This window comes from Xanthomonas populi (assembly GCF_002940065.1).
GTDB lineage: Bacteria > Pseudomonadota > Gammaproteobacteria > Xanthomonadales > Xanthomonadaceae > Xanthomonas > Xanthomonas populi.
The window spans coordinates 1-4,686 of sequence record NZ_MDEJ01000203.1 but is presented as its reverse complement, the minus strand read 5'-3'; the positions used below and the strand labels follow the sequence as shown (position 1 = coordinate 4,686).

The 4,686-nt window shown below is 62.2% G+C and carries 4 protein-coding genes and 2 pseudogenes; all 6 read right to left on the bottom strand.

Annotated features, from left to right (window positions below; all coding sequences use genetic code 11):
* A pseudogene (locus tag XpopCFBP1817_RS19545) lies at positions 1-591 on the bottom strand (IS630 family transposase); the annotation flags it as partial.
* Positions 592-759: 168 nt separating this feature from the next.
* Positions 760-1,647, bottom strand: coding sequence for a TIGR01777 family oxidoreductase (locus tag XpopCFBP1817_RS19540; RefSeq protein WP_128418357.1), 888 nt, complete (start codon positions 1,645-1,647; stop codon positions 760-762).
* 428 nt (positions 1,648-2,075) lie between these two features.
* Positions 2,076-2,669: a DUF4142 domain-containing protein gene (locus XpopCFBP1817_RS19535; protein ID WP_128418356.1), complete on the bottom strand. Its 594-nt coding sequence runs from the start codon at positions 2,667-2,669 to the stop codon at positions 2,076-2,078.
* A 99-nt stretch (positions 2,670-2,768) separates the two neighbouring features.
* Positions 2,769-3,035, bottom strand: coding sequence for a hypothetical protein (locus XpopCFBP1817_RS19530; RefSeq protein ID WP_167393985.1), 267 nt, complete (start codon positions 3,033-3,035; stop codon positions 2,769-2,771).
* Between the two features lie 44 nt (positions 3,036-3,079).
* Entirely contained in the window at positions 3,080-3,361 is a 282-nt protein-coding gene (locus XpopCFBP1817_RS19525; protein ID WP_006450952.1) for a hypothetical protein, read from the bottom strand.
* Between the two features lie 124 nt (positions 3,362-3,485).
* Positions 3,486-4,313 (bottom strand): annotated as a pseudogene (locus XpopCFBP1817_RS19520) (IS5 family transposase); the annotation flags it as partial.
* Positions 4,314-4,686: the final 373 nt, after the last annotated feature.

Genomic DNA, 4,686 nt, shown 5'->3' with positions numbered 1-4,686 from the left:
TTTGCCGCGTCCCACCGACTGCGAAGGCCACCGGCGTCTTGCCGGCCGGGGCGTCGCAACGACCGCGCACATCGGTGTTCACCAACGCCGTTTCGTCTCCCCACTGTATCTGTGCGCCCTCAGCTTTGGCGCGTTTCTCAATCGCCGGATAGGTCTCGTCCAGCCACGCCTGTACCGCTTCAGGACGCTGCTCGTCCGCTTTTTGATCGGCTTTTGCGGCGTAAACCCCCACCGGGCCAGGTAGGTACCCACGCCCCGCACCGACAGCGTCATACCGCACTGCTGTTCGATCAGTTGCGTCACAGCGGCGCGATTCCACAGCGCAAACTCCATCTTCACCTGCTCCGGTCGCCGATCGCAGATGATCCGTTTGATCCGTGCCTCCTGCGCGGGGCTCAACCAGCGACCCTGCCCAGGAGCCCGGCCCCGTCGGCTTGGCTTGATCTCCGCCAACCCGCCTGATGCATCACCATCGATCGCGCGGCGCACTGTCGGATACGACAGACCGGTCAGCTTGACGATTTGCATCACATCATGGCCAAGGCGATGCAGTCGAACCACGCGTTTGCGCCGCTCGTGCAACCGATCCAGCGTCTGATGCCTTGCGTCTTCTTTGTCCGTTGCTTTCTGACAGTATCAGGGTAAGAAAGTTTAAATATATTCAAACCGTATCAATAGTGCATGACCTGAGCGCACATTCCGGCGCTGCCAGCGGGGTTGCCCCCGGTGGCCGAAGTCGCCAGGCAGGTGTGCCGCAACTCAGCGCTGCAGAATGGCGCGCAATGCCGCTTCCAGTGCCGGGTACTGGAAGCGGAAGCCGGCAGAGAGCGCGCGTTGCGGCAGCACGCGCTGGCTGATCAGCAGCAGCTCGGCCATCTCGCCAAAACCCAAGCGCAGCAGGCCGGCGGGAACTGCAAGCAGCGCCGGGCGATGCAGCACCCTGGCCAGCGTGCGTGCAAATTCCGCATTGGTGACCGGGGTGGGCGCGGTGGCGTTGTAGGCGCCGGCTTCGCCGTGTTCGAGCAGCCACAGCAACAGGGCCACCATGTCGGCGCGGTGGATCCAGCTCATCCAGTGGTGGCCATTGCCGAACGGGCCGCCGCCGCCGAAACGGAACGCCGGTAGCATGCGTTCCAGCGCGCCGCCATCGCGGCCGAGCACGATGCCGGTGCGCACCCAACTCACGCGCGGCCCGAGCGCGGCGATTTTGGCCGCTTCGGCCTCCCAGTCGCGACACAACACGGCGGAAAAATCATCGCCGGCGCTGTCGGCTTCGGTCAGCGCGGTGTCGCCGCGTTCGCCGTAATAGCCCACCGCCGAGCCGGAAATCAGCACGGACGGGCGCTGCTCGGCCGGTTGCTGGGCGATCCAGGCCTGCAGTTGCCGGGTAATGCCCAAGCGCGATTCGCGGAATTGCTCCTTGCGTGCATCGGTCCAGCGACCGGCGGCCAGCGGCTCGCCGGCCAGGTTGATGACCGCATCGGCCTGCACGCCATCCAGCGTCTCCACTGCGGTAATGCCGGGCAGAGCGTGGCTGGCGCGGCGGGGATCGCGCGTCAGCACGCCGACTTGATGCCCGGCGCGCAGCAATGCTGGGCACAGTGCCTGACCGATAAAGCCGGTGCCGCCGGTGATGAGCAACTGCATGGCGAGATTCCTAGAGCCAAACGATGCGGCACCATAGGTCAGGGCGGGCCGCATGGACGTGAAGTCGATGCCGTGCCGCGGCGATCGCATCGGCAGCGGCGTGCGCACATCACCCGTTTGCAATGTGCGCGACCTAAACGCAAACGCGCCGGACCAGCAGGCGCGTTGCGCACTTGCACGAGTGTCGATGCGACGATTATTGCCGTGCCCAGCTCGACGAAGAATGCTTCGCAAGTGCTCACGTTGTTTGCGCTCTCCAATCGGTGGATGGTGCGCCGGCAGTGATTGCCGGCCAAGGCATCAGGCTGTCCGGCGGCAGCTGACGCCGCCAGACACGCGCAAAATCTCGTCTTGCACCCGCAAGTTGCGCGTTACTGGCGCTCTCGATGCTGAGATTTTTGGGTCTTGCGAGTTGTTCAGACCTTCCCTTAGCGCGACGACGACACCGCGTGCGCGCGCTCGAAGTGCGCCGACACCACGCGTCGGCTTTCTTCCAGATGCTGCTTGACCGGCGCACTTTCGGCGGCAGGCAGCAGTTCGGCATCGATGATCTTGATGGTATCGCCGTGGTCGCTGACCATCGTGCGTAAGAAACCATTGCGATAAGCGTTCTTGCCGTCGGGCAGGGTCAGCGTTTGCGACAGCGCGTCCACGGCCGCCTTGCCCTTGGCGCGCATCGCATCGGCGCGTGGGCTGTCGGTGGCACCCAGGGCCTTGCTCTTGGCAAGATTGGCTGCGTGGTCGTGCAGCAGCTGCTTGGCGAATTCATCGGTGGCTCCGCCCAGATCTTGCGCGATAGCCTGTTTGGCCAGCGCGATCTCGCTCTCGTCGATCGCCGCCAGTACGCCCAGCACAGCGGCATCGCCCTTGGCCAACTCGGCTGCGCCGGTGCCGCTGACGGGCGCGGCAGTCGGCTCGGGCGACACGGCAGGTGCGGTGCGCGATGTGTCGCCGCCGGGGCGATCACAGGCAGTGAGAGTCAGCATGGCGAGCAAGGAGCTAGCAACAAGAAGGAATTTCATGGATGTCCTGAGCGGGAAGAATGCAACCGGCAGCTGCCGGCGGTGAAAAGCAAAGGAGCCGCTGCGCGGCTCCGGTAATGCGCAGATCGAACTAAGCGATCAAACCCACTGCGGCTGACCTACCGACCCGATGCCCAGCGATCTGGAGCGTGCATGCACGGCGTCCTGCGCGGTACGACAGATACGCGTCATGCGTGCGATGCGTTCGCGAATCACCGCGTGTTCGCTGGCCGGCGCGCTGCCCAGCAGACTGGCTACATGGAAGCCAAGGATGTCCTCCGCGCGGTCGCCCTGGTCGCTGACGATGTGCGGTACCAACCGCTCCAGTCGTTCCAGGTCCTGCTGCACTTGATACGGGGTTTTCATGCCAATCTCCAATGAATAACGTGTCTTGCTCAACACTGACGTGCTCAACTATTGCGCATGCCCAGACGCTGCCAGCAATCAGTGGCCAACTGTTCGTAATTGGACTGCGTGTTGGATGAAATGAAGTGATGCTCCAGGCGGTCGCGAAACAACCGAAGACGCTCCTGATCGCTCGAACGCGGCGCCTGCAGATAGATGTCGCAGGCCATTTTCACCACCGGTGACAACTCGCTGAACTTGCCTGCACCAAGGTTGCCCTGCGCATGCCGCGCTTGCCAATGCGCGATTTCGGCTTGTACATCGATAACGGAGGGATCTCTGCTCATGACGTCGGGTGGTCCGGGTTAAACAAACTTGGCGCTCAGGGTAACTGCGGGTGTGTCAACGAATGATCATCGAACGCGACCATTGGCCCGTATTACGTCTGTATATGCTTAGAGCCGCGAAAAAAAACCCAGGAAGAAGCCGTAAGCCGATGATGGAGCATGCAAGCCAGAGCAACGCCAAGTGGAGATCGATGCGGCGTTCAAAGCGGATGAGTAGTTTGCCCATGCCTGCGAACCAGGCATGCATACGCTCGACGACCCAGCGATGACGGCCCAGACGGTCGTTGCGGTCGATGCCCTTGCGTGCAATCGGCGCAATGATGCCCCGCTGCTTGCGGAAGGTGCGACAACGTTCGATATCGTCGGCGTTGCCGGCATGCAGTTTGCCTGGCCAACGTCGCCGGCGCCCTGGTTTTCCGGAGAGGGGAGGCAAGGCTCAAGCAACGCCTCAAACACCACCGGGTCGTGCCGATGGGCATCGGTGACGCACCGCCAAGGGCACGCGGTTGCGAGCAACGATCAGCTGCCGTTTGCTGCCGAGTTTGCCGCGACCGGTCGGGTTTGGCCCGGTGTAGGCGCCCCCCGGGGGGCAGGCCACACTGGCGGCGTCCAGACTGGCTCGGCTCAGATCCAGCCTCTGGGCGCGACGCAACTCGGTCAGCAACACCTGATGCAGACGATGCCACACACCGGCGGCTTGCCAATCACGCAACCGGCGCCAGCAGGTCATGCCGCTGCCATTGCCAAGTTCCATAGGCAGCTCTTCCCACGGCATGCCCGTGCGCAAGACATAGACGATGCCATTGAGGGCCTGCTGATCACTGAGACAAGGTCGCCCACCTTTAGCAGAAGGCTTGACTTGCGGACTCAGTGGTTGGATGCGCTTCCACAGCGCATTAGGGATCCCTTTGGTTCCGTGCCATGGCCCATTTTTTGATCCTGGAGATAGCATTCAAGAGGTTTTGTTAGCCGCTCTTAATCGGTCAGAGTGTTTCGGGATCTCTACACGCTGCAGATGCAATGCGGCCGACTTGCCAATTCCAGCATCAACGGCACTGACCACATGCGGCCGCGCACCGGCCTGTATCGCTTTGAGCGCGTTGATGCGCTGCACCGACAACCGCAGTGCGCAGATGAATGCGATGAAAGTGCGCTCGCAACAGCGCATTTTACGGAAAATTCTGAACCTCTCTACACCTGTGTAACGTCTGATCGATAAACTGTGCAGTTACGTAATGGAGAGAGTACTGGGCACCTCGAACAACCAAGTCGTAGCCGTGGTGACACGCACTGGATGATGACCATACCTTCAAAAAATCAGCGAT

Coding starts and splice junctions, on each gene's coding strand:
- XpopCFBP1817_RS19540 (WP_128418357.1), bottom strand. CDS start 1,647: ATGCAGTTGCTCATCACCGGCGGCACCGGCTTTATCGGTCAGGCACTG.
- XpopCFBP1817_RS19535 (WP_128418356.1), bottom strand. CDS start 2,669: ATGAAATTCCTTCTTGTTGCTAGCTCCTTGCTCGCCATGCTGACTCTC.
- XpopCFBP1817_RS19530 (WP_167393985.1), bottom strand. CDS start 3,035: ATGAAAACCCCGTATCAAGTGCAGCAGGACCTGGAACGACTGGAGCGG.
- XpopCFBP1817_RS19525 (WP_006450952.1), bottom strand. CDS start 3,361: ATGAGCAGAGATCCCTCCGTTATCGATGTACAAGCCGAAATCGCGCAT.